Source organism: Chryseobacterium sp. (assembly GCF_029240215.1).
In the GTDB taxonomy this organism is placed as follows: domain Bacteria; phylum Bacteroidota; class Bacteroidia; order Flavobacteriales; family Weeksellaceae; genus Chryseobacterium.
Genome location: NZ_JARBTK010000002.1, coordinates 511,515 through 534,899 on the forward strand (window position 1 = coordinate 511,515; position 23,385 = coordinate 534,899).

Annotated in this window: 19 protein-coding genes; 2 read left to right on the forward strand and 17 right to left on the reverse strand. The window is 36.5% G+C overall.

Annotated features, from left to right (window positions below; all coding sequences use genetic code 11):
• Positions 1-81: 81 nt before the first annotated feature.
• From K0R77_RS06385 to K0R77_RS06405, 5 genes are all read right to left on the reverse strand, one after another.
• The gene (locus K0R77_RS06385; protein ID WP_300350025.1) at positions 82-552 is read right to left on the reverse strand and encodes a DUF6702 family protein; all 471 of its coding nucleotides are present in this window, start codon (positions 550-552) and stop codon (positions 82-84) included.
• Between the two features lie 57 nt (positions 553-609).
• Complete coding sequence (locus K0R77_RS06390; protein ID WP_300350028.1) at positions 610-1,362, reverse strand: TIGR00730 family Rossman fold protein; 753 nt, start codon at positions 1,360-1,362, stop codon at positions 610-612.
• A 6-nt stretch (positions 1,363-1,368) separates the two neighbouring features.
• The gene (locus tag K0R77_RS06395; RefSeq protein ID WP_300350031.1) at positions 1,369-2,082 is read right to left on the reverse strand and encodes a nucleotidyltransferase family protein; all 714 of its coding nucleotides are present in this window, start codon (positions 2,080-2,082) and stop codon (positions 1,369-1,371) included.
• Positions 2,083-2,164: 82 nt separating this feature from the next.
• The gene (locus K0R77_RS06400; protein ID WP_300350033.1) at positions 2,165-2,575 is read right to left on the reverse strand and encodes an RNase adapter RapZ; all 411 of its coding nucleotides are present in this window, start codon (positions 2,573-2,575) and stop codon (positions 2,165-2,167) included.
• 177 nt (positions 2,576-2,752) lie between these two features.
• Positions 2,753-3,772: a phosphotransferase gene (locus tag K0R77_RS06405; RefSeq protein ID WP_300350036.1), complete on the reverse strand. Its 1,020-nt coding sequence runs from the start codon at positions 3,770-3,772 to the stop codon at positions 2,753-2,755.
• Between the two features lie 50 nt (positions 3,773-3,822).
• Between K0R77_RS06405 and xrtF the strand changes: the two genes are divergently transcribed.
• Together xrtF and K0R77_RS06415 are read left to right on the forward strand one after the other, a co-directional pair.
• Positions 3,823-4,353 carry an exosortase family protein XrtF gene (gene xrtF / locus K0R77_RS06410; protein ID WP_300350038.1) on the forward strand — a complete coding sequence of 177 codons (531 nt, stop codon included), beginning with the start codon at positions 3,823-3,825 and terminating at the stop codon, positions 4,351-4,353.
• The gene (locus K0R77_RS06415) at positions 4,340-4,777 is read left to right on the forward strand and encodes an exosortase F system-associated protein (RefSeq protein WP_300350041.1); all 438 of its coding nucleotides are present in this window, start codon (positions 4,340-4,342) and stop codon (positions 4,775-4,777) included. Before xrtF ends, K0R77_RS06415 begins: the two co-directional genes overlap by 14 nt.
• 339 nt (positions 4,778-5,116) lie before the next feature.
• Here K0R77_RS06415 and K0R77_RS06420 read toward each other — a convergent pair whose 3' ends face one another.
• The 12 genes from K0R77_RS06420 to K0R77_RS06475 all read right to left on the reverse strand — a co-directional run bounded on the left by K0R77_RS06420 (position 5,117) and on the right by K0R77_RS06475 (position 23,343).
• Positions 5,117-6,127 carry a cation diffusion facilitator family transporter gene (locus K0R77_RS06420; RefSeq protein WP_300350044.1) on the reverse strand — a complete coding sequence of 337 codons (1,011 nt, stop codon included), beginning with the start codon at positions 6,125-6,127 and terminating at the stop codon, positions 5,117-5,119.
• A gap of 197 nt (positions 6,128-6,324) precedes the next feature.
• Positions 6,325-7,317 carry an aspartate-semialdehyde dehydrogenase gene (locus tag K0R77_RS06425; RefSeq protein WP_300350046.1) on the reverse strand — a complete coding sequence of 331 codons (993 nt, stop codon included), beginning with the start codon at positions 7,315-7,317 and terminating at the stop codon, positions 6,325-6,327.
• A 32-nt stretch (positions 7,318-7,349) separates the two neighbouring features.
• On the reverse strand, positions 7,350-7,781 hold the full coding sequence (locus K0R77_RS06430; RefSeq protein WP_300350049.1) for a hypothetical protein: 432 nt from the start codon (positions 7,779-7,781) through the stop codon (positions 7,350-7,352).
• Between the two features lie 89 nt (positions 7,782-7,870).
• On the reverse strand, positions 7,871-10,585 hold the full coding sequence (locus K0R77_RS06435; RefSeq protein WP_300350052.1) for a TonB-dependent receptor: 2,715 nt from the start codon (positions 10,583-10,585) through the stop codon (positions 7,871-7,873).
• Between the two features lie 212 nt (positions 10,586-10,797).
• Positions 10,798-11,658: a carboxylating nicotinate-nucleotide diphosphorylase gene (gene nadC, locus K0R77_RS06440; RefSeq protein WP_300350055.1), complete on the reverse strand. Its 861-nt coding sequence runs from the start codon at positions 11,656-11,658 to the stop codon at positions 10,798-10,800.
• 19 nt (positions 11,659-11,677) lie between these two features.
• Positions 11,678-13,255, reverse strand: coding sequence for an L-aspartate oxidase (gene nadB, locus K0R77_RS06445; protein ID WP_300350057.1), 1,578 nt, complete (start codon positions 13,253-13,255; stop codon positions 11,678-11,680).
• A 30-nt stretch (positions 13,256-13,285) separates the two neighbouring features.
• Positions 13,286-13,915 carry an NAD(P)H-dependent oxidoreductase gene (locus K0R77_RS06450; RefSeq protein ID WP_300350060.1) on the reverse strand — a complete coding sequence of 210 codons (630 nt, stop codon included), beginning with the start codon at positions 13,913-13,915 and terminating at the stop codon, positions 13,286-13,288.
• A 127-nt stretch (positions 13,916-14,042) separates the two neighbouring features.
• Positions 14,043-16,310, reverse strand: a complete 2,268-nt coding sequence (locus tag K0R77_RS06455) for a T9SS type B sorting domain-containing protein (protein ID WP_300350062.1) — start codon at positions 16,308-16,310, stop codon at positions 14,043-14,045.
• A 233-nt stretch (positions 16,311-16,543) separates the two neighbouring features.
• Entirely contained in the window at positions 16,544-18,793 is a 2,250-nt protein-coding gene (locus tag K0R77_RS06460) for a T9SS type B sorting domain-containing protein (protein WP_300350066.1), read from the reverse strand.
• A 173-nt stretch (positions 18,794-18,966) separates the two neighbouring features.
• A complete protein-coding gene (rnhA, locus tag K0R77_RS06465; protein ID WP_300350071.1) occupies positions 18,967-19,443 on the reverse strand; it encodes a ribonuclease HI in 477 nt (158 codons plus the stop codon).
• Between the two features lie 82 nt (positions 19,444-19,525).
• Positions 19,526-21,115, reverse strand: coding sequence for a replicative DNA helicase (gene dnaB, locus K0R77_RS06470; RefSeq protein ID WP_300350074.1), 1,590 nt, complete (start codon positions 21,113-21,115; stop codon positions 19,526-19,528).
• Positions 21,116-21,273: 158 nt separating this feature from the next.
• Positions 21,274-23,343, reverse strand: coding sequence for a gliding motility-associated C-terminal domain-containing protein (locus tag K0R77_RS06475; RefSeq protein WP_300350076.1), 2,070 nt, complete (start codon positions 23,341-23,343; stop codon positions 21,274-21,276).
• Positions 23,344-23,385: the final 42 nt, after the last annotated feature.

Sequence of the window (23,385 nt, forward strand, 5' to 3'; positions counted from 1 at the left end):
TTCAGGAATTCAAAATAACTTGAATAGAAGCAAAAACCACCGCAGAAAGCAGTGGCTATTATTTTAAACTAAAAATTCTTATTAAAACGAAACCTCGTTCACTTCCTTTCCACGTTGGAAATTCATTGTTTTCTGGTTTCCTTTGTAGGCAATATTTACCAGGTTTATTTGTTTAGGAAAAGCACTTAAAAGAATAGTATTTTTAATTTTTAAACTGCTTATATCCGAAACACCACCTGTTTCAAAATACACCCATACTGTTTCTCCGCTTACCTGGCTTCCTGTGAAGGTGAGGGTTTTAGGAGAATTGTTTACATAAACATCAAAATTGTTGTTTACATATTTCTTCACTTCAGCTTCAAAACCTGCCGTACTGCGGTTGATTTTGATGGCATCTGAAATGTGACTTGTATTCATTTTTGTTGTGAATTTCAGCGTTTTGCTTCCGTCAATATAATCGACTTTCGTCATTGATGAGAAGAAATCAACTGTCATGAAACTCATGAGAGCAAATAATGATAAAATACCCGATATGTATAAAAATTTTTTCATCTTAGTTTAAATTATTAATCATCTTAGTAAATATATATGGCTCAAATATAATGCCAATCAAAAGTTAACATTTACTGCATATTTCTCATAAAAAGACTTTATATGTTCCACAGCTTCATCAGCGGTATCTACCACACGATAAAGTTCAAGATCATCGGTAGCAATCATTCCTTCTTTTAGCAGGGTATCTTTAAACCACTCTAAGAGTCCACCCCAAAATTCGGATCCCACCAGAACAATCGGAAATTTTCCTATTTTTTTTGTTTGAATTAGGGTAATCGCTTCAGTAAGTTCATCCAAGGTTCCAAATCCTCCCGGCATCACGATAAAACCTTGAGAATACTTTACAAACATTACTTTTCTCACAAAAAAATAATCGAAGTTCATCGAATAGAGTCTGTTGATATAAGGATTGAAGTGCTGTTCAAAAGGCAGGTCAATATTTAATCCGATAGATTTTCCTTCCGAATTGAAAGCTCCCTTGTTACCCGCTTCCATGATTCCAGGTCCGCCTCCTGTTATGACACCGAATCCCACTTTTGTAATTTTCTCAGCAATTTCCACTGCCATTTCGTAATATTTGCTTTCAGGTTTTAACCTCGCAGATCCGAAAATAGAAACACATGGGCCAATTTTAGCCATTTTTTCATAGCCCTCCACAAATTCAGCCATGATTTTAAAAACCATCCAGCTGTCTTTGGTAACGATCTCATCCCATGTTTTCTGTCTGAAACTATTGTGTAATATTGATTCGTTGATATCTAATTCAGGATTCTGTAAACTTTCATCCCTGCTTCCTTCAATTCCCATTGTTTTTTATTTAAAATATTTTTCGGCTTCTATTACAGACGCCGGTCTTCCTACATCGATCAGGATGCTGTCATGCAGAAATCCGTGAATTTTTTCGGTCTGCATCAGATCCAGATACTCTTCCATCACAGAAAATTTACCCGTACGTTTTATTTTATCAAATATAACAGGATTTATGCAGTGTACACCACTGAACGCATAAGGTTTGAATCCCTTGTTAAACTCAGCAAGCCGCTGCTCTCCGGTCTGTACATTCAGCCATCCTCTTAAAACCATATCGTCATTGAAAAGTAACTTTCGCGAACTTTCTCTGTCTGATACTGCTAAAGTAGCAAAATCTTTGATCTTCTTATGGTATTCTACAAAATTATTAATGTTGATGTCGGTAAGAATATCGGCATTCATGATCAGGAAATCTTCACCGTGATCAAGGAATTTTTTAGCAAAAATCAAACCACCTCCTGTTTCCAAGAGTTCCTCAGATTCATCTGAAACTTCTATTTTGCAATTGAAGTTGTCGTTCTTTTTAAGAAAATCAATGATCTGATCACCAAAGTGATGCACATTGACCACAAAATCCGTAATCCCGAAACCTTTGAGATACGTAATGTTTCTTTCCAAAAGAGGTATGCCGTTTACTTTAGCTAAAGCTTTCGGATGATGATCAGTAAAGGGTTTTAAACGGGTGCCTTTTCCAGCTGCAAAAATTAATGCCTTCATAATTATGGTTAATGAGTAATTGGTAATGAGTAATTTTGAATACGTAATAATAATAGCGAAGCTAAATATTACAAATTATTTATTACCTATTGTTAAGTTGGTGCTGCTCGTCATGGTGAAGACTTATTTCTACTTTTTCGCCGTATTTTTCTTCGATAAAATGAGCGATTTTTATTGCAGAATAAACCGACCTGTGCTGTCCTCCTGTACATCCGAAGTTGATCTGAAGATTTTCAAAACCTCTCCCCAAATAGTTGTCGATGTTGATGGAAATCATGCTTTTTACCAATTCCAGGAATTTGGGCATATCGGTTTTTGTTTCAAGATATTCCTGAACGCCGATGTCATTTCCGGTTTGTATTTTATATTCTTCAACTCTTCCCGGATTTAAAATCCCTCTGCAGTCGAAAGTAAAACCCCCTCCGTTTCCGGAATCATCTTTGGGTATTCCTCCTTTTTTGTATGAAAAACTGTGGATGTCTATATGTAACATATTTTATTTTTTTTATAATTCATGATTAATTATAAATTCTTTTCGACGATTTTTATTTTTTCAAATCGTATTTGTCATTGACTTCGTCTAATCTTCGATTTCCGTAGGAATCTAGATTGTTGAAAGGAATAATTGAAGTTTAGATTCCTACGGAATGACAAAGTGGACGTTTTAATCTTAATGTTTTAATATTTCTTCAATTTTAATTCTTGTTTTCTCAGAACCCAGTTTTTCAATCACTTTTTTTAGTTCAGGATAATTTTTCATCCCTTCCCAATTGTTTGAAAACTCTGTAATATTTTCTATTCCCTTCCCAATGCTTGTAATGAAGTGTTGCTTTCTCTGAATAAGTCCTCGAAAACCGTAAGCGCCCAAAACCTGCAGGAATCTCATCAACTGAAGTGGCTTTACTGAATTTTCCAATTGTACCTGAGTTTCTTTATTTTTAAATTGTTGAATGTAAAATTCTAGCATTCTGTTTTTAAAATCTTCAGGAAAATTTGCTTTAGCCTGAAACAAAAAAGAGATCACATCATACATCAAAGGTCCTTTCATTGCCGACTGATAATCGATAAACGAAACTTCATTCTGATCATTCACCATGATATTTCTTGCCTGAAAATCACGGATCATCAGACCTTTCGGCTCAAGATTTTCGATGAGGTTGACGATTTTTTTAAATTCTTTTAAAAGAGTAGGCTTGTGATATTCGAGTTCCAAAACATCTGCAATGAAATTTTTGAAGTAATACAAATCATGCATTACCGGGAGTTCATCATACCTTTCGTATTCAAAAGTTTTGGTAAAATCAATCTGATCCTGTGTTTTGATCTGTAGCTGAAAAAGTTTTTCTAAAGTCTGCCTTACCAAAGTTTCTACATTTTCGGATATACTTTGTTTGGAAATAATTTCCGAAAGAGTCTGGCTTCCCAGATATTCCTGAATGTATAGTTTTCTGTCGTCGGTAATTTTAAAAATTCTTGGGGTATTGAGATGTAAGCCTGAAAAAACTTCTGAAAAATAAAGAAAGCTTTCATTCTCAGGAATGTTTTCGTTGTGGGTTATAATGTACGTATCATTTTGATTTTGAGCCAAAAAATTGACTCGTGCAGAACCGCTTTGAGCTAAAGTGACAAATTGGGTTGATTTTTCGCCAAAATGGTTTTCAAAAAATCTTTTTGCGTTTTCAGAAGTCATAATATGGTAACAAATATACTAAATTACGTTCGATTTTTTATCTTTGCATCATGCTAAAGGACTTTAAGCCTGTTTTGGGAATTCTGCTGCGTTTCATCATCATTTATCTGGTGTTGCTCTTCGGTTATCAGTTTTATCTCAACAGTTTTAAAGCTCAGGGACTCGATCCTTATTCACGTCTTATAGCAGATCACGTGATGTTTATTCAAAATCTGATTAATTATCCGACACAATTGTATGATGACATCCCAAATGAGCAGGTTTATTTCTATGTGAAAAAAGAGTATGTTACAAGGATGGTTGAAGGATGTAATGCGGTTTCCGTCATAATTCTTTTTGTTTCTTTCGTTTTTGCTTTTTATAAAGGAACTAAAACTTTCATTTTTGTTGGTGCTGGTCTGGTTGCTCTTTATATTATGAATGTTTTGAGAATAGTTGGACTGAACGTTGTTACAAGAGATTACCAACAATACAGCAAGATGGCGCATGATTATCTTTTTCCTGCGGTGATCTATGGAAGTGTAGTGATTTTATGGCTGGTCTGGATTAAATTTTTTGCCTTAAAAAATGAAAATTCTTAGTTGGTTTCTGGTTTTAGCCGGAGTTTGCGGACTCGTGGGCGTGAGAATGATAGAAGATGATATTTTCTATGATCCTTTTCTGAATTACTTTCATGAAGCCAATAAAAATATATCTTTTCCTGAATTTGAATGGGGGAAATTGATTTTCGGCCATCTTTTCAGATTTTTTTTAAATCTTTTTTTCTCCTGCCTGATCATTCATTTCTTATTTAAAAATAAAGAATGGACGGTACAGGGAGCAGTTTTGATCACAATTATTTTTGTAATAACCTTTCCGATTTATCTTTACTGTATCTACAACAGGTTTGAGATAGGATATCTTTTTTCTTTCTATATGAGGAGGTTTGTTATCCAACCTTTGATTTTGCTGCTGATTGTTCCTTTGTTTTATTACAGGAAACAAATTTTACTGAAAAACTCTTGATTTATATTTAATGCATCTTGTATTAAAAGTAAATATAACTTCCTAATGCTCCATAGAAGCAAAATGTTTGTAGATGAATTGAACTAATTTAATTTGAGCTCCGTAGGAGCGAAATGTTTATTTAACATACATTCAACCCATTTTTATCTCTTGATGAATCAGTTAAATTTTTTTGACAAAATATAATTAAACTTAACAGGCTTTATTGGCGGTATTTTGTCAATAGCCCGGATCGCAGCGGTTACCCCGCAACAAGCTTTGGCAAATTCAGCCGGCTCAGAATAAGCGGCCGTGTTAGGAGTATGAGCGAAGAGCCGGAAATAGCTTCTAAAAAAATTATCATATATTTTCAGACAAATTAGCCGTATGCTTTTCAACTCTGGTCACATTTTCGGCGGTCCATTTTACTTTTTGTACAAAAGGTTGTTCACGAACTGGACAATCCAAGATCTGGCAAATAGGGCAGGAGACGGGCCTGCAATCATCCATATGAAAATTAAACTCCACAGTTCGTTTGGTATTCTTGGCTAAAAGAAGAATCACTTTTTCCATTTCGTTATGGGCATCACGAAGACTGTAATACCAAGGAAGTGTAATGTGGGCATCAATGTGCAGGGATGCACCGAATTGCTGGATTTTCATGTTGTGAATGTCGATCCATTCTGTATGTCTGTTTTTTTCTAAAAGGTCGATAATGCTGTTGAGGAGCTCGGGATTCTGTTCATCCATAATTCCGCTCAGCGATTTTCGGACGATTTTATAGCCCACGAAAATAATGTAAAATCCAAAAATCAATGCTACCACAGAATCTACCCAATAGATTTTGGTGAAGTAAACAACGATTAAACTGATAACAACTCCCAAAGTAGTTATTGTGTCCGATTGAAGATGTTTTCCGGATGATATAAGAACCATAGAGTTTTCTTTTTCACCCTTTTTAATGGAAATATATCCCAGAAAATAATTGATAATTGCTGTAGCAGCAATGATGGCAATTCCCCAATCGAGCTCCTGTAAAACTTTTCCTGTGACCAAACTGTTGATGCCTTCATAAATGATCATAATTCCGGCAATGGCAATGAGGGCTCCTTCAATTCCTGCAGTAACGAACTCTACTTTCCCGTGACCGTAAGGATGATCTTCGTCTTTCGGTTTTGAGGCTAAATGCAGAGAATACAATCCCATAAAAGCACTGATGACATTCACGATGCTTTCCATGGCATCTGAAAAAACGGCATCGGAGTTGGTAAGCTTCCACGCAATGATTTTTCCGATAAATAAAATAATTCCGAAAACGGCAATGAGTTTCTGGAAACCTATTTTATCTTTATTGGTATTTTTTGTTGGCATTTTTTCAGTCTTGAATTTCAGCAGTTCTTTTTGAACGATTATCTTATTGTATATTTTTGATAAGATTTTGTCCTATCCTTTATAAAGCCGTCCCTTTGGGACTATTAAGTTTGCAATTAACAACCAAAGCTAATCAACTAAATGATTATTTGATAAAAAAAAGAATCTCTTTTGGAGACTCTTTTCTTTTTGTTAGTTTATACTAAGTTGTTTGCTGCTAAGTATTCTGCGATCTGTACTGCGTTGGTTGCAGCGCCTTTTCGCAGATTGTCTGCTACGATCCAGAGGTTAAGTGTTTTCGGTTGTGAGAGATCTCGTCTGATCCTTCCCACAAAAACCTCGTCTTTCCCTTCTGAATAGAGCGGCATCGGATATTCGTTGTTTTTTACGTTGTCCATCACGATGACTCCCGGAGTTTCTGATAAGATTTTTCTTACTTCGTCTAGCTCAAATTCGTTTTCAAATTCGATGTTGACACTTTCAGAGTGACCTCCCTGCACCGGAACTCTTACTGCAGTTGCAGTTAAATTGAATGTGTCGTCACCCAAAATCTTTTTAGGCTCTTTCATCAATTTAATTTCTTCTTTTGTATAATCGTCATCAGAAAATACATCGCAGTGTGGCAATGCATTTTTGAAGATTTGGTAAGGATAAACTTTAGCAACAGAATCGTCTCCGTTAATTTCAGCATTCAACTGATCAACGGCTGCTTTACCTGTTCCTGTTACGGACTGATAAGTAGAAACAACGACTCTTTTTAAATCATATTTTTTATTCAACGGACCTAAAACCATGACCAACTGAATGGTAGAACAGTTTGGATTTGCAATAATCTTATCTTCTTTGGTCAAAACATCTGCATTGATTTCGGGAACAACTAATTTCTTAGTAGGATCCATTCTCCATGCAGAAGAATTATCGATAACGGTAATCCCTGCTTCGGCAAATTTTGGTGCGTACTCTAAAGAAGTTGAACCACCTGCAGAGAAGATTGCGATATCAGGTTTGGCAGCTATAGCGTCTTCGATGCTTACGATAGTATAATCTACCTGTTTATACTTCACCTGTTTACCAATAGATCTTTCCGAAGCTACCGGAATTAATTCTGTTACAGGGAAATTTCTCTCTTCGAGAACTTTAAGCATCACTTGTCCAACCATTCCTGTTGAACCTACTACAGCTACTTTCATTGTTGTTTAAAAAAAATTAAGTTAATATATAATTAAGCTCCAAAGACTCTTGTCCATGGAAATGCAAATGCAAATAAGCCTACTGCGATCAATCCCATGATCACAATTCCTAAAGAAATAGTGTCCTTAGATTTTACTTTTTTATTGATGATCGTCATCAAAACCGCAGCGATCAGCATTGAAAAAGGATGTTCTACATACTGAAATCTTAAGTCAGCATTTTTCATTACTGATCCCATATCCAGACCTTTTGTAAAATTCATGATCAACATGATGATACCGATCAGAAATTGAACGTGGAAAAAGATCATTGTAAATAATGTCGTTTTTTTCAGAAACTTATTTACTTTACCACTGTACCCGAACATTACGGTTAAAAGTGCAATAATAAATAAAGAGGTTAAAGCGAGTTCCAGATAGGCAAAACCTTTGTGGGCGCTTAGTAAAATTTTGTAAAGATCCATACTTCTATTTTTTCTGTTTATTAAGTGTACAAATATAAAAAAATCCCGGCTATAAAGCCGGGATTTGGTATTTAATAAGTTTTAAATTATTAGAATTTAAATGCAACTGAAGCTGCCCAAGTTCTACCGAAACCGAAGTAAACAGTGTTGCTTGTGTCAAGTCCTTTGTAGAAATTCAAAGGATTGTTGATATAAGTATTATACAATGCCTGTGCTTGTGCGTCAGTATTGCTAGAAGTCTTGAAATCTGCGACATCTTTCACGTGAGTAGAAGATTTACCATCAGAGATGTAAGTAGTGTCAAGTAAGTTGTATACGTTACCTGTTAATACCAATCTTTGTCCGTTACCTACTTTGAATGAATAAGATAAACCTACATCAAACAAATTGTAGCTAGGATATTCTAAAGCTCCTTTTTTTCCATTATTACTAATGTTTCCATTAGGCTGAACATATATGTCACTGAAATTGATTAATCCATAATAGTTATCGTAATAATTCCAGCTAGCAAATATGCTTAAGTCTTTAACAGGTTTTAGGGTAAATCCTAGAGCAGCGGTAGTTTGAGCGGCATCTGAAATTTTTACTTTATCTAATGCGAATTCTACATCAGTTTTGCCATTTAATGAGATAGGTGTTCCATTTTCATCATAAAGGGTCCCTGTTGCATTACCCTTGTATTTCCAATCTCCGATAGAGAACATTGCGTTGAAAGACAAATAATCTGTAGCTTTTATTGTACCTTCAAATTCTATTCCCATGTGTATTTCGTGAATACCTGTTAAGTTTGCGTAAGGTCTATTGTAGTTTCCTCCTGCAGGATTTGGAACGGTAAGCCCTGTGAATCTCTGATATCTGTCTTTCCAAGAAGTGTAATAAGCATTTACATTAGCGTTGAAGATTCCACTTCTGAAACCATACCCTAATTCTGCTGAAGCAATTTTTTCATTAGTTAATAACGGGTTCACAATTTGCTGATTTCCGGTTGCTCTTCCGTCATTAGTGTTGATTGCTTGATTGTTTCCTGAAGCCGGAGCAAGAGGTGAGTTGTAAACAGAATTAAATAAAGGTTGTTTTTCATAATATCCAACGTTAGCAAATACATTGTGCTGCTCGTTAATATTATAGTTAATACCAGCTTTTGCATTAAATCCAAAAAGGAATTTTGTATCTGTCTTGGTATTAACTGTTTGACTTTGCTGTACCGTTACACCATCAATGATCCAATTGTCAATTCTTTTATAACCTTGTTCTGAAACTGAACCCTGAATAAATGCTGAGATTTTATCATTTGAATATTCAAGTTGTCCGAAAAGTCCACCCCAAAGTACTTCACCATCATAGTTTCTGTAAACAATTTGATTTTTATCTTTTACAGATTTTACAAAAGGATTCGCTGACGGAGCTGCATTCTGTACTAAAGTTACATCATATCCTCCAGGGATATTCATGTTATCTTTCTCGATATATTTTGTGTTGCCCCAAAGGTCTGTCAATACACCTGGATGGTAACCGTAGTAATATCTTAAGTCAATACCACCTGAGAAGTTCCAGTTTTCGTTAATTTTATGCTGATAATTAGATAGTAATCCATACCAGTCATGGGAGTTGATACTTGCTCTTCTTGCAAGGCCATTAGTTCTTGTAACTACACCTGGTGTTGCATTTATTTTATTGATACCGGTATTATTGGCTACAGCAGGATTCCAAATTACATTTTGTCCTTGATTCCAAGCTTGAATATCATCGAATCTAATTAGTCCATCTGCAGTTTTAGGAAGGCTGTTGATGCTTGTACCGTTAATACTTCCGATAACTCCGGTACCACCGCCTCTACCCCAAGATCCGTAAAGAACTGAAGATAATTTTGATCTCTCAGAGATTTTCCAGTCCCAGTTAACTGATGCTACAGGCTTGCTGTAGAAGTTGATAGACTGAGACATTACTTCGTCGTTCAAGTAACCCCAGTTAGAGTTATATCTTCTGTTTGGTTCGTCTACACCATTTCCATATTTAATGAAGTTTGCAATTGAACTTTGGAAGTTCTGCATGTGTTTCTGAGGAGATCCTGTAAAGGTAAATTGGAAATCGTGCTTTTCATTTGGCTGGTAACCTAAAGCAAAATAATAATTATAAGCTTCGAATTCTGAACCGTCAATATAAGTTGACCCTGCAGTTCTAGCCATTAAGAATGAAGTAGACCAACCTTTAGCTGATTTACCAGTATTATATGAGAACAAAGTTTTTAGGTAACCGTCATTACCTACACCAAGCATTACATTTCCTTCTCTTTTCTTGTCAGCAGCTCTTGTTATGATGTTTACAGTTCCTCCTACAGAAGCAATTGCTAATTTTGAAGAACCTAAACCTCTCTGAACCTGCATTGCTGAAGTTACGTCTGAAAGACCTAACCAGTTACTCCAATATACAGCTCCGTCTTCCATACCATTTACAGGTACACCGTTGACCATTACTGCAGTATTGTTTGTGTCGAAACCACGGATGTTCATACGACCATCACCAAATCCTCCACCGCCTTTAGCTGAATAGATTGATGGCGTGGATTTCAAAATTTCAGGAAATTCTTGATTTCCCAATCTTTCAACAATTTGTGCTTCTTTAATAGTAGAAACAGCAACAGGAGTTTTTCTGTCTTTTGCAAGATCGGCAACACCTGTTAGTACAACTTGCTCAATATCTTTTGATCTTGTGCCAATCGTGTCTTGAGTCTGTTGTGCATAATAAACACTAGCTGTAGAAAGTGTGATCATCACAGTTAGCATCGATTTGTTGATTAATTTCATAATCGTAAGTAATAGTTAGAATTAAATTTACTGCAAAATTCGACAAATAAATTTTAACTATTATTAACTTAATGTTAATTTTTAATCAGTCTTAATAATGATTAACTTACTGTTTTTCAGGTGAATATAAAAAATATGAATTTTAACGTGAAAAAAATCATATTATTTAATTTTTAACAAATGGTGCGTGTTTTTATTAAATATGTAATGTTTTACATAACAGCTTTTAAACTTAAATCAATATTTTTAGCAGAATGTGTAAGGGCTCCGGCAGAAATAAATGTGACTCCCGTTGTAGCAATTTCTTTTAACTGATCTCTTGTAATTCCTCCTGAAGCCTCACTTTCACAAGACCCGTTGATCAGTTTGACAGCCTTTTTCATTGTATCAACATCCATATTATCGAGCATGATCCTGTCGACTTTTGCCTTAATGGCCTCCTGTACTTCTTCAAGATTTCGGGTTTCAACTTCTATTTTAAGTTTTTTCTTTGACTTTTTTATATAATCTTTCGCCATTTTTACAGCATTAGTAATGCTTCCGTTATAGTCAATATGGTTATCTTTCAACATAATCATGTCGTACAAGCCGTATCTGTGATTGGTTCCGCCACCGATGGCAACTGCCCATTTTTCGCAAACCCTGAAATTAGGCGTTGTTTTTCTGGTGTCTAAAAGCTTTGTTTTAGAGCCAATTAATCTTGAATCCCAATCCTGAGTAAGTGTTGCTATACCGCTCATTCGTTGCATGCAATTTAAAACCAACCTTTCGGTCGATAAAATAGATCTTGCACTTCCGGTTACGATAAAAGCTACGTCGCCAACCTTAGCTGTTTCGCCGTCTTTGATGAATCTTTCTATTTTTAAATTTTTATCAAAGGTTTTAAAAATAATTTCAGCCAGTTCAACTCCCGCCAAAATACAGTTTTCCTTTACCAGTAGTTTTGCGCTCTGCTCTAGATCTTTTGGGATTGTAGACAAAGTAGAGTGGTCTCCGTCCTGAATGTCTTCTTCCAAAGCGTTTTTGATAAACTGCTTTAAAACTTTATCGGTTGCGTAGTTGGGTCTTTTCATTGTTTCCTTTAATAATCAATTATGCCTGAACTAAATCCTTATTGTAAAATGCGCCTTTGTTTTTTGTCATTTCCATTGATTGGGTGATGATGAGGTGTGCAACTGTTGTAAGATTTCTTAATTCTGAAAGTTGCGGCGAAAGAATAGAGTAGTGGTAGATTTCGTCAACAGCGGCAGCGATTTCCTGATGTTTTTGCAGCGCCATTTTCAGACGTCTGTTGCTTCTTACAATTCCCACGAGATCACTCATCATTTCCTGAAGCTGTTTTCTGAGGTAAGAAACAATAACCATTTCGTCAATAATTTTCATGCCTTCCTCGTTCCATTCCGGAACGGCTTTTAAATCATCAAAATTGAAATTGTTTTCTTTGAGCAGTTCCACGGTTTTCATTGCAGCGTTATGACCAAAAACCAAGCCTTCCAAAAGAGAATTTGAAGCCAATCTGTTGGCTCCGTGAAGCCCGGAATTGGTACATTCTCCTACGGCAAACAAATTGTTGAGAGAAGATTGTCCGTCTTTATCCACTTCAATTCCGCCCATTAAATAATGACATGCCGGGACAACCGGAATCAGCTGAGTAAAAGGATCGATTCCTTCGTCTTTACATTTTTTATAGATATTAGGAAAATGTTCCAGAAATTTATCACGATTCATATCTCTGCAATCCAACCCTACGAATTCGTCTCCGGTAACTTTCATTTCTGCGTCAATGGCTCTTGCAACAATATCTCTTGAGGCTAATTCTTCACGTTCGTCATATTTTTGCATGAATTTTTCACCCTTTTTTGTCCTCAGTTTTGCACCGTCTCCACGTACTGCTTCGGAAATCAAGAACAACATTCCGTCAAGCTTGCTGTACAACGCGGTGGGGTGAAACTGATAATATTGCATATTGGTCACTTTTCCTTTTGCACGGGCAACGAAAGCGATTCCGTCTCCGGTTGCAATGACAGGGTTTGTGGTGTTTTTATAAACATGACCCGCTCCTCCTGTAGCGGCTAAAGTGATCTTCGAAGTGATTTTTTTGATTGTTTTAGATTTTTCATCTAAAATATAGGCACCATAACAATTGATTTCTCCCTCATTCAATTCCTTTCCGGGAACGTGGTGTTGGGTGATAATATCGATGACGTAGTGATGATCAAGAATTTCAATATTCGGGCTGCTTTTTGCGGTTTCCAATAACGCTCTTTCAATCTCAAAACCGGTGATGTCTTTATGGTGTACAATTCTGTTTTCGGTGTGACCGCCTTCTCTTCCCAGTGCAAATTCGCCGTTTTTCATATCAAAATTAGCTCCCCATTCCACGATTTCATTAAATCTTGCGGGTGCTTCTCTTACTACCATTTCCACAACATTCCGTTTGTTTTCGCCGTCTCCGGCACGCATGGTATCTTCGATGTGTTTTTCAAAATTATCATTTTTAGAATCTGTAACAACGGCTAAACCTCCTTGAGCGTACTTTGTGTTGCTTTCGTCTTCGTCAGATTTTGTTACAATGATTATTTTGGCATCGGGAAGCTGTTCTGAAACTTTTATGGCATAAGAAAGTCCGGAAATTCCGGAACCAATTACTAATACATCCGCTTTTATCATATTCTTGCTTTAAGACAATTGTCTAAATAATTACATAAATTTAAACAATTTTTCGTTTGGTTTTCTTACTTTTTTCATGTGCTGGAACTGATCTTCTTCAGATCGGTAGCCTAAAGCAAGGGTTACTGTCACTTTTTCCTTTTCGGTATCTATATCTAAAATTTCTTCGATGAGATCTGGTCTGAAGCCTTCCATCGGACACGTATCGATATTTTCAATTGCTGCTGCATACATTAAATTAGCCAGAACAATATAAGACTGCTTCTCTGCCCAATTGAAAATTTCGTCCTGGGTTTTTTGAGTAATATGCTGATTGATGCTTTTCTTAAATAGATTCAGGTTTTCCAACGGAACATCTCTCACTTCTGAAATGTGGTTGAAATATCCGTGAATATAATTTTCTTCAATTACTTTCTTTGAAACAATTACAATAAGATGAGAGCATGTAGATATTTGTGAAGGATTATAGAAAGCGGGAATGAGTTTTTCTTTCATCTCTTTGCTTTCAATGATCAGAATTTTGTAAGGTTGTAAACCCAGAGAACTTGCCGCCAGTTTTCCCGACTCAAGAATGTTGAGAAGCGTTTCCTGCGGAATAGTAATTTCGGGGTTAAATTTTTTCACAGAATATCTTCTGCTTAAAGCCTCCAAATAATTCATAAGACAAATTTAAGAATTGAATATGAATAAAGGCAGTTTTGTGCTGAAATATCTGTTTTAAAATTTCCCAAATAAAAAACCACTCCTTTTAAGGGGAGCGGTTACAATATAATTAAAATATAAAAAATTAGTCTCTGTTTTTTACCATAATCCAACCGGAGAATTTGATCGGAGTTTTGTTTTCGTTGTTTTCATTCCACGTTACAGAATACCAGTAGCTCCCTGTAGGAACTTTTCGTCCGTTCGCTGTTCCATCCCAGATGTATCTGTTGGTTTTGTCACCTTGATGAAGTTTAGATCCGTATCTGTCGTACACATTGAATGTTAAATCTAATTTTCCTGCTAACGCAGAATAATCGATGAAATCATTTTGACCGTCTCCGTTGGGTGTGATAACGTTGATAAGATTCGGTACGGTAATATTCACTTCAATCGGTTCGCATTTGTAAGAATCTCTTACATAGATTTTATGTAAACCTCTCGAAATTTCGGTAAATACGTTAGAATCCTGCCAATGAACATTGTCCATAGAATATTGGTATGCGGGAGTTCCGCCGTTTACGTTGACGGTAATTGTTGTGTTTGAAATGTCAATATAAGTTATAACAGGTTGTTCTGAAGCGTACACTTTTACCGCCTGTTTCACTGTACAGTCTCCGGTTTTTAATTTAACCCAATATGTTCCTACTCCAACATCGGTGATGACCTGAGTGGTTGCTCCCGTGCTCCATTCGTATCCTGAAAATCCTGCTCCTGCATCTAAAGTCGTTTTGTCTTCAATACAAATTACTTTATCAACCAAAACCGTAGAATAGACTGGCGGAATTACGATTAATGTCACTTTAGCAATGGTAAAACATCCGGCTGCATTGAAGACACTGATGTATATAACACCATTCGGAGCGGTGTATGTTGCGGGATTGTTGATTTCGTTTGTTCCGTTCAGTGCGTCTGTTAAGGAAGGGTAGTATTTTTTTGTGGTTCCTGCCTGTGCAGTTACGTTTGCATTGATCAGGTTAAATATTCCGACTGAAGGGTTGGTAGGTTCTGAACAGGCTCTCAATGTTGCATCGTTTACAACTACAACCGGAGATGTGTTGAGGGTGATAATTGCATTGTCAACACAACCTTGTGCAGTTGTCACTTTTACATGAATGGTCGTTCCCTGTGCTGCAGGAAAAGCTCCAAAGTTCATAATCTGGTTGGTTCCTGCATTTAAGTCTGCAAGAGTTGGGTAGTATTGTTTAGTCACTCCGGCCAATGTTGTTACTGCAGCGTCATTTAGATTAAATATACCAACACCGGCATTGTTGTTATTGCATTCCGTAAGAGATGCATCGGTTGCTTCAAACGGACTTGGATTTAAAATAATTCTGGCATCACCATTATCACATAAAGTTGATGACGGATCTTTGATAACAACCGTAATGGTGGTATTTCCCGTATATTGAAAATTGGTGGGAGTCGCAATTGGTGTAGAGCTTCCCAAAACATAATAAGTGATGATGTAATTGGCAGGATTGTTTACAAATTGAGTTGCATAAGATGTTAAATCAACAAAGCCGTTTCCTGTAGAAGGGTTGTTGCATACAAACGGGGTGATTGTATTTTGTAAGATAGGAACTTTATCAATGAAAATTTTTGCATTTTTAATGGAGTGCCTTGCGCTCGCTGCTCCGGTTCCTGATGAAAATCCGAAATATCCTGTAGTCATTCCGATGGCTCCGCCTGAAGGGGCAAAAGACTGATTGGTAATTACTACGCCGTCTATTTTGATTTGAATAATCCAGTTAACCGGGTTGGCGGGATCAACTTGCCCGTTTACTTCAACGTGTTTGTAAGTAGCTCCTACAAATGGTTGTGTAGCCTGTAAATCCGGGGAATGAAATGAACTTCCTGCTGCTACATTGTATTCTATATTAGGATTTCCTGCAGGAACATTGTTTGTTCCGTACAAGAGATGCACCTTGCTCATTTGTCCTTCTGTAGAATTGTTGAAAATATCGAAGGCAACCATTAATCCGTTTGCGTTTGCCGGAATTCCCAATCCTCCTCCTGTTGTAAAGGCGGTTGGCGGGTTTGAAAGATACCAGAAGGTTAAACCGTCACCTCTTCCGTATGCTGTGGTTCCGTTTCCGTCGATTCTGAAGTCAAACTCAACTTTCCATTTGTCACAGTATTTTAAGTTAATAGGATTTGAAAGTTTTATAGCTCCGAACTGACTGGTCTGGTCAGCAGTCAGTTGTATAAAATCCCCGCTTACCGCAGCAGAAGGTACAATGTCCCATCCTGTTGTATTAACAGGGTTTCCTGTGAGTTGGTATGTCTGAGCAGAAGTATTCTGAAAGAAAAATAAAAGGAGTGCAGAAAAATAAAATAGTAGTGTTTTCTTCATTTTATTTGATTGGTTTTATGGGTGAGACTTTAGTTTATTTTGTGTGAAATTTATTAAAAGTGAATTGCAATTATCAATAATTTCAAAAAACTTGAAATAATTTATAAATTTTGTTTTTATGTTTGTTGTTTTGTATAAAATTCTCTATAAATAGCGGTTTGTATTAATTTTTTTATCCGCATTGATTGTAACAAAAAATCACTCCAGATGAGGAGTGATTTTTTTTCAGTTGTTTATTCTCTGTTTTTTACAAGTACCCAGCCATTGTATTTTGTTTGGGTGTTGTTTTTATCGTTTTCGTTCCATGTGATACTGAACCAGTAAGTTCCTGTTGGGATTTTCTTTCCACCGGAAGTTCCGTCCCATTTGAAGTTTCTCATTTTGTCAGCTTCGAATTTTTTATTTCCGTATCTGTCATACACTGTGAACACCAAGTTTTTCTTGTATGCTAAAGCAGTGTAGTCGATAAAATCATTTATATTATCCCCGTTTGGAGTAATCGCATTCAGAAGATTAGGAACAGTAACCTGTACCTCGATAGGTTCGCAATTATAAGAATCTTTTACAAAAATTTTATTTTCGCCTCTCGGTAATCCTGTAAAAACATTAGAATCCTGCCATTTAATTCCATCTAAAGAATACTGATAAGGTGCTGTTCCTCCATTTACGTTTACAGTTATAGTGTTATTGGTGATGTCCAGACTTGCAATAACGGGGTTTGAAGCGGCTTTTACAGTTACACTTTGAGTCGTATAACAGTTTCCTGTTTTTAATCTTACCCAATACAATCCTACCGGAACACCTTGTATTGATTGAGTGGTTGCACCAGTGCTCCATTCGTAGTCATCAAAACCGGCTCCTGCGTCTAATGTTGTTCTGTCGTCAATACAGATAATTTTATCCTTTAAAACTGTTGATTTTACAGGAGGAATTACTTTCAGTGTGATCTTTTTGATAATGAAACAGCCGCTGATTGCGGTAACTTTTACAAAAACTTCTGTATTGGCAGAAATATATGCAATAGGATTTACGATCTCATTGGTTCCGGCTAAAGCATTAGCTAGAGTAGTGTAGAATTTTTTAGTTATATCCGTTTCTGAAGTTATGTTTGCTGAGGTTAAATTAAATAAGCCTAATGTTGGAGTTACGTCAATAGAACAAGATTCTAAAGTGCCATCCGTAACTACAGGGAGTGGAAGGAAATTTAATGTTATTTGTGCAGTACCGGTACATCCTTGAGGTGTAGTTACTTTTACATAAACAATTGTAGGTCCGGAGATAAAGGCGGCAGGATTGGTAATTTCATTGGTTCCTGCGTTGAGATCTGCCATTGTTCTGAAATATTTTTTAGTAATACCCGGAACTGTACTTACATTCGCTGTTGTAAGATTAAATGTTGCTGTTGTCGCATTATTGTTATTACATTCAGAAATCGTTCTGTTGGTTGCCGTAAATGGTGATAACGAAAGCTGAATCTGTCCGTCAGGATTATCGCATAATATTCCGGCATTGTCTTTAATAAATACATTTACTGTTGTATTTGCGCTGAACTGATAATTTGTAGGATTGGTAATCGTTGTGCCTCCCACAGCGTACGTGAATGTATAATTGGCAGGAGTAGCTACAAATTGCGGATTAAATAAAGTTAAATTTGCACTTGCAACTCCGGTTGTAGGATTCGGGCAATACGTTTGTGTAACGGATGGTTGTAAAATACTTACTTTGTCTGTGTAGATTTTTACATTTTTAATAGAATGTCTTGATCTGTTTCCTCCGGTAGAAGCTGAAAAACCAAAATATCCCACCGTCATTGCAGCTGCTGCGCCTGAAGGTGCAAAAGACTGATTGCAAATTACGGTACCGTCGATTTTTATCTGTACAATCCAGTTGGCAGGAATTGCCGGATCTACCTGCGCGTTTACTTCAACGTGTTTGTAAGTAGGCCCCTGAAATGGCAGAGTCGTATTCATGTCCGGTGAATGGAAAGAACTTCCGGCAACATTGAAAAACTCTACATTATTGGTGTCAGTAGTATTCACTACCTGTCCGTAGGCAACGTGTACCTTACTCATTACCGCCGTTGTGGTATTATTGTAAGTGTCAAAACCAGCAATAAAACCAACTGCATTTTGAGAAACTCCAAGTCCGGATCCCAAAACACTTGCCACCGGTGGATTTGCCAAATACCAGAATGCAAGACCGTCACCATTTGCAGTTTGGTTAGAATCCATCCTGAAATCAAATTCCACTCTCCATTTATCGCAGAATTTCAGGTTGATCGGGTCATTCAGTCTGATTGATCCGGATTGGTTATTTGTATCTGGAGTAAGCTGAATGAAATCGGTATTCACAACTGTTGGCGCAACCATCGTCCATCCTGTAGTTGTTACAGGATTTCCTGTGAGCTGATATGTTTGTGAACTGAGTTTTCCGGAAAGACAAAAAAGAAGTAAGGAAAAATAAAACAGTAGATTTTTATTCATTGATCATTATACTTTATTTATTAGACGTGTAAAGGTATTAAATCCTAATCAATAAATATAAATATAATGTTAATTTTGTAAAAAAATATAGCTAAATGGTAAAATATATTGCAATTTGTAAAAGAATAACTAAAATAATTAATCTGGAATTAGAATGATTCAAAATTTATCTATTAAAATAAAGAATTATTATCAATATTCTCAAAGTAAGAATCGATTTCGAGGTTGGGAGCATTGGCTGCTGCGACAGCTAATTTGTCGCAGAGTTCGTTCTCGAAGTGGCCTGCGTGACCTTTTACCCAATGCATTTTTGGCTGATGTTGGTTAAAAAGGACGATAAAACGTTTCCACAGATCAGGATTTTTTACGTTTTTCCAGCCTCTTTTTATCCATCCGGCAATCCAGTTTTGGTTGATGGCATCTGAAACATATTTGCTGTCTGTGAAAACATGAATGTCATTTTCTGTAGATTTAAGTTTTTCCAGAGCAGTAATAACAGCCAAAAGTTCCATCCTGTTGTTGGTGGTTTTTCTGAAACCTTTTGAGAAAGTTTTCTGATAATTTTTCTCGGGAACTTTCATCAGGATTCCGTAGCCTCCTTTACCGGGATTCCCGCTACATGCACCGTCTGTATAGATTTCGATTCTCAAGATATTTATTTTTGGGCTAAGGTTTAGTTTAAATAAAAATTATATAATTCAAGTTTAATAAAGCCTAAGTCTGAGTCTCAATTTAGAAAGGAAAATCATCTTCATCATCAAGATCATTCATCGAAGAGCCTGAAACTTTAGAATTATCCGGCAAGTCAAATGCTGCCCCAGGCTGGATTGTAGTTTTTATTTTTTCAAAACCGCTCGGTTCAGGGGATTGGTTACCACCTGAAGGATATCCGTAATCGTTGTTTCCGTATACATCAAGATCACCAAATTTCGCAAAATGCTTCATGAATGAAAGTCTCACATCGGCTGTTGCACCATTCCTGTGTTTTGCTATGATAAGTTCTGCCTGGTTTTCAGTAGAAGATTCCTGTCCTTCTTCATCGTTGTCCCAAACGGCAATTTTATAATATTCTGGTCTGAAGATAAACGATACAATATCCGCATCCTGCTCAATCGCTCCCGATTCCCTCAAATCTGAAAGCTGAGGTCTTTTTCCGGGACGGGTTTCTACAGTTCTCGATAGCTGGGAAAGTGCAATTACGGGAACATTCAATTCTTTCGCGATTGCTTTTAAAGAACGTGAGATCATTGCGATTTCCTGTTCACGGTTTCCACCTCCTTTTCCACCGCTGCTTGCAGTCATCAGCTGGAGATAATCGACCATGATGATTCTTACCCCATGCTGCATTACCAGTCTTCGACATTTCGCACGGAAGTCGAAAATCGAAAGGGAAGGAGTTTCGTCGATATATAAAGGAGCATTTTCCAGTTCTGAAACGTTGGAGAACAGTCGTTGCCATTCTTCATCGCTCATTTGTCCTTTTCTGAGTTTTTCTGAAGAAATTTTGGTTTCAGAAGCAATCATCCTTGTGATCAGCTGTACAGATGCCATCTCGAGAGAGAATAAAGCCATCGGAATCTTATGACCCACAGCAATATTTCTTGCCATAGAAAGCAAAAATGCAGTTTTTCCCATTGCTGGACGTGCTGCAATGATAATTAAATCTGAATTTTGCCAGCCTCCGGTTTCTTTATCAACATCGGTAAATCCTGAAGGAACTCCGGAGATTCCTTCTTTGTCTTTTAAAGATTTAATCGTATCAATAGCTTGTTTTACCAATGTATTTGCGGTATCAAATCCTTTTTTAATGGTTCCGTTGGTGATTTCGAAAAATGACTGTTCAGCTTTATCTAAAAGTTCAAAAACGTCCGTAGATTCTTTATAAGAAGTATCAATAACATTAGCTGAAACATTGATTAAACTTCTCAGGATATATTTTTCTAAGATGACACGGACGTGATATTCGATGTGGGCAGAAGAACTCACACCCATTGTCAGTTCAATAATATAGTGATCACCACCTGCAGAACTTAATTTATCAGTTTTTTTAAGTTCCTGAATAACGGTCATCAAATCAACAGGACTGTTTCCTTCGTACAGTTTTAGAATAACTTCAAATATCACCGAGTGTCTCGGATCATAAAAAACTTCGGGTGTCAAAAGGTCAATAGAGTGATCAAGCCCTTTTTTATCAATTAAAAAAGTACCGATAACCAATCTTTCAAAATCTACTGCATTGGGGGGCATTTTTCCATCTGCAATCGACAATTCTCTGGCAAAGTTTCCTTGTGTAAGAGATGATAATGTTTCTTTCTGCGCCATGCTGCAAATATAGTTTATTTAAAAAAATAATTTTGAAGTGAGTAATTAATATTTATTGTTGATAACTTATAAAATCACAATATTAAAAGGTTGTTGAGTGATGTTAATAAAAAAATCACCCCATTTCTGAGGTGATTTTAAATATTGTGAAAATTAGTTTATTCTCTGTTTTTTACCAATATCCATCCGCTGTATTTTGTCTGGGTACTGTTTGCATCGGTTTCAGTCCATGAAATGGTGTACCAGTACGTTCCCGTAACGATTTTCTTACCGCCTGAAGTTCCGTTCCATTTATAATTTCTCATTTTATCAGACTCGTAAATTTTGTTTCCGTATCTGTTGTAAACTGTGAAGATCAAATCTTTTTTGTAAGCTAAGGCTGAGTAATCTACCTCATCATTTACATTATCTCCGTTTGGAGTGATGGCATTTACCAGATTCGGAATTGTTACCTGAACTAAAATAGGATTACAGTCAAAAGAATCTTTTAAGTAGATTTTGTTTTCACCTCTTGGAAGGTTGTTGAAGACGTTTGAGTCTTGCCATGTAAGACCATCCAATGAATATTGGTAAGGAGCTGTTCCGCCTGAAGCATTCACCGTGATTGTATTGTTTGTAATATCTAGACTAGCAATTACCGGCTGTTGTGCTGCATAAATATTTACCTTTTGTAATGTGAAGCATTTACCTATTTTTAATTTTACCCAGTAAGCACCAACAGGTACGCCTTGAATAGTTTGTGTCGTTGCACCTGTGCTCCACTCGTATCCGTCGAATCCTGGTCCTGCATCAAGAGTGGCTCTGTCTTCAATACAGATTGTTTTATCTTTTAGAACTGTAGATTTTACAGGAGGTAAAACCTTGAGGGTAATTTTTGTTATTGCATAACATCCATCGTCGCTGGTTACTCTTACATATACTTCACTTGTCTCAGTAATATAGATTGTAGGATTCAATATCTCATTAGTTCCCGCCAACGCATTTGCCTGAGTTTTAAAGAATCTTTTTGTCATACCGGTCTGTGTAGTGACATTTGCTGAAGTTAAGTCAAACGCTGCAGTTGTGATTGCATTTTCGATATAACAAGATTCTAAGGTAACTGGTGTTACAACAACTACAGGATAATAATTTAAAGTAATCTCAGAATCATCTGAACAACCTTCTACAGAAGTCACTTTTACGTAAATTGTTTTTGGTGCTGAAGATACGTAAGCCGTTGGATTTGTAATTGCATTGATATTGGCATTAAGATCAGCTAATGAGGTATAATATTTTTTAGTAGCTGTTGCATCTGCGAAAACAGGTGCTGTGGTCAGATTAAATGTTCCTGAACCTTCACCATTATTATTACATGCCAGAATTGTAGCGTTATTTGCAACAATATTACCCTGTCTAAACTTAAATTCACCTAACTGGAAACACCCGTTTATTGGATTGGTGGGGTTTGCAGGATCTGTGTATTTTAATCTATAATAATAAATTGTTGTTCCATTTACAAGTGCGGTCGTAATTGGTGAATTTCCTGTGATGGCATTATTTTCAGTATCATGGTAAGTAACGGTGAAATTAGGATTTCCATTGATAATACCCGCAGAAAGAGTTGTAAAATCAAACTGCATTGGTAATGCACATTTTAATATTTCATTAGGAGCACCAGGAGTAGCACTTGGTGTACCAGGAGGAATGAAAGGGTTTGGAGTAAGTGCAGGATTATTAAAAGCAGAAGTCAGAGTAGCAGTTCCTCCCCAATTTAACGAAAAACCAGTTTGCGACTGAGAAAAGTTATCAATAACCAGATAATAAGTCTGACCTGCTACTACATCCATAAAGCTACTCCACTGCCCAAATGTACCACCGTTAGGGTCAGTTGATGTTAATGAAAGTCCAGTCGGTCCATCGGCTCCTGAATAATTACATCTGATTGGGTTTCCTAAAGTGGTGCATGTTAAATTTGGTCCATATACACCAAAATCGTAGTCATCTGCAAATACAACAGGGTCAATAGTAAAAGTTAAAGTTCCTGAAGTGGCAATAGTAAAGGTATACCAAACTGTATATCTTTCATCAGTTGACAAACATCCGCCAAGCTCTTCAGCAATATTTCCATCATCTTGCGAATTATATGAAAAGCCAGAGTTTCCACATACAGGAATCGCTGAAATACAGTCAGATTGCGAGTAAAATAACTGCGATATTATTAAAATAAAAAAGAGTAGTAATTTTTTCATGTGAAATGAATTTAAAGCAAATTTAAAAAAAATAATGCATTT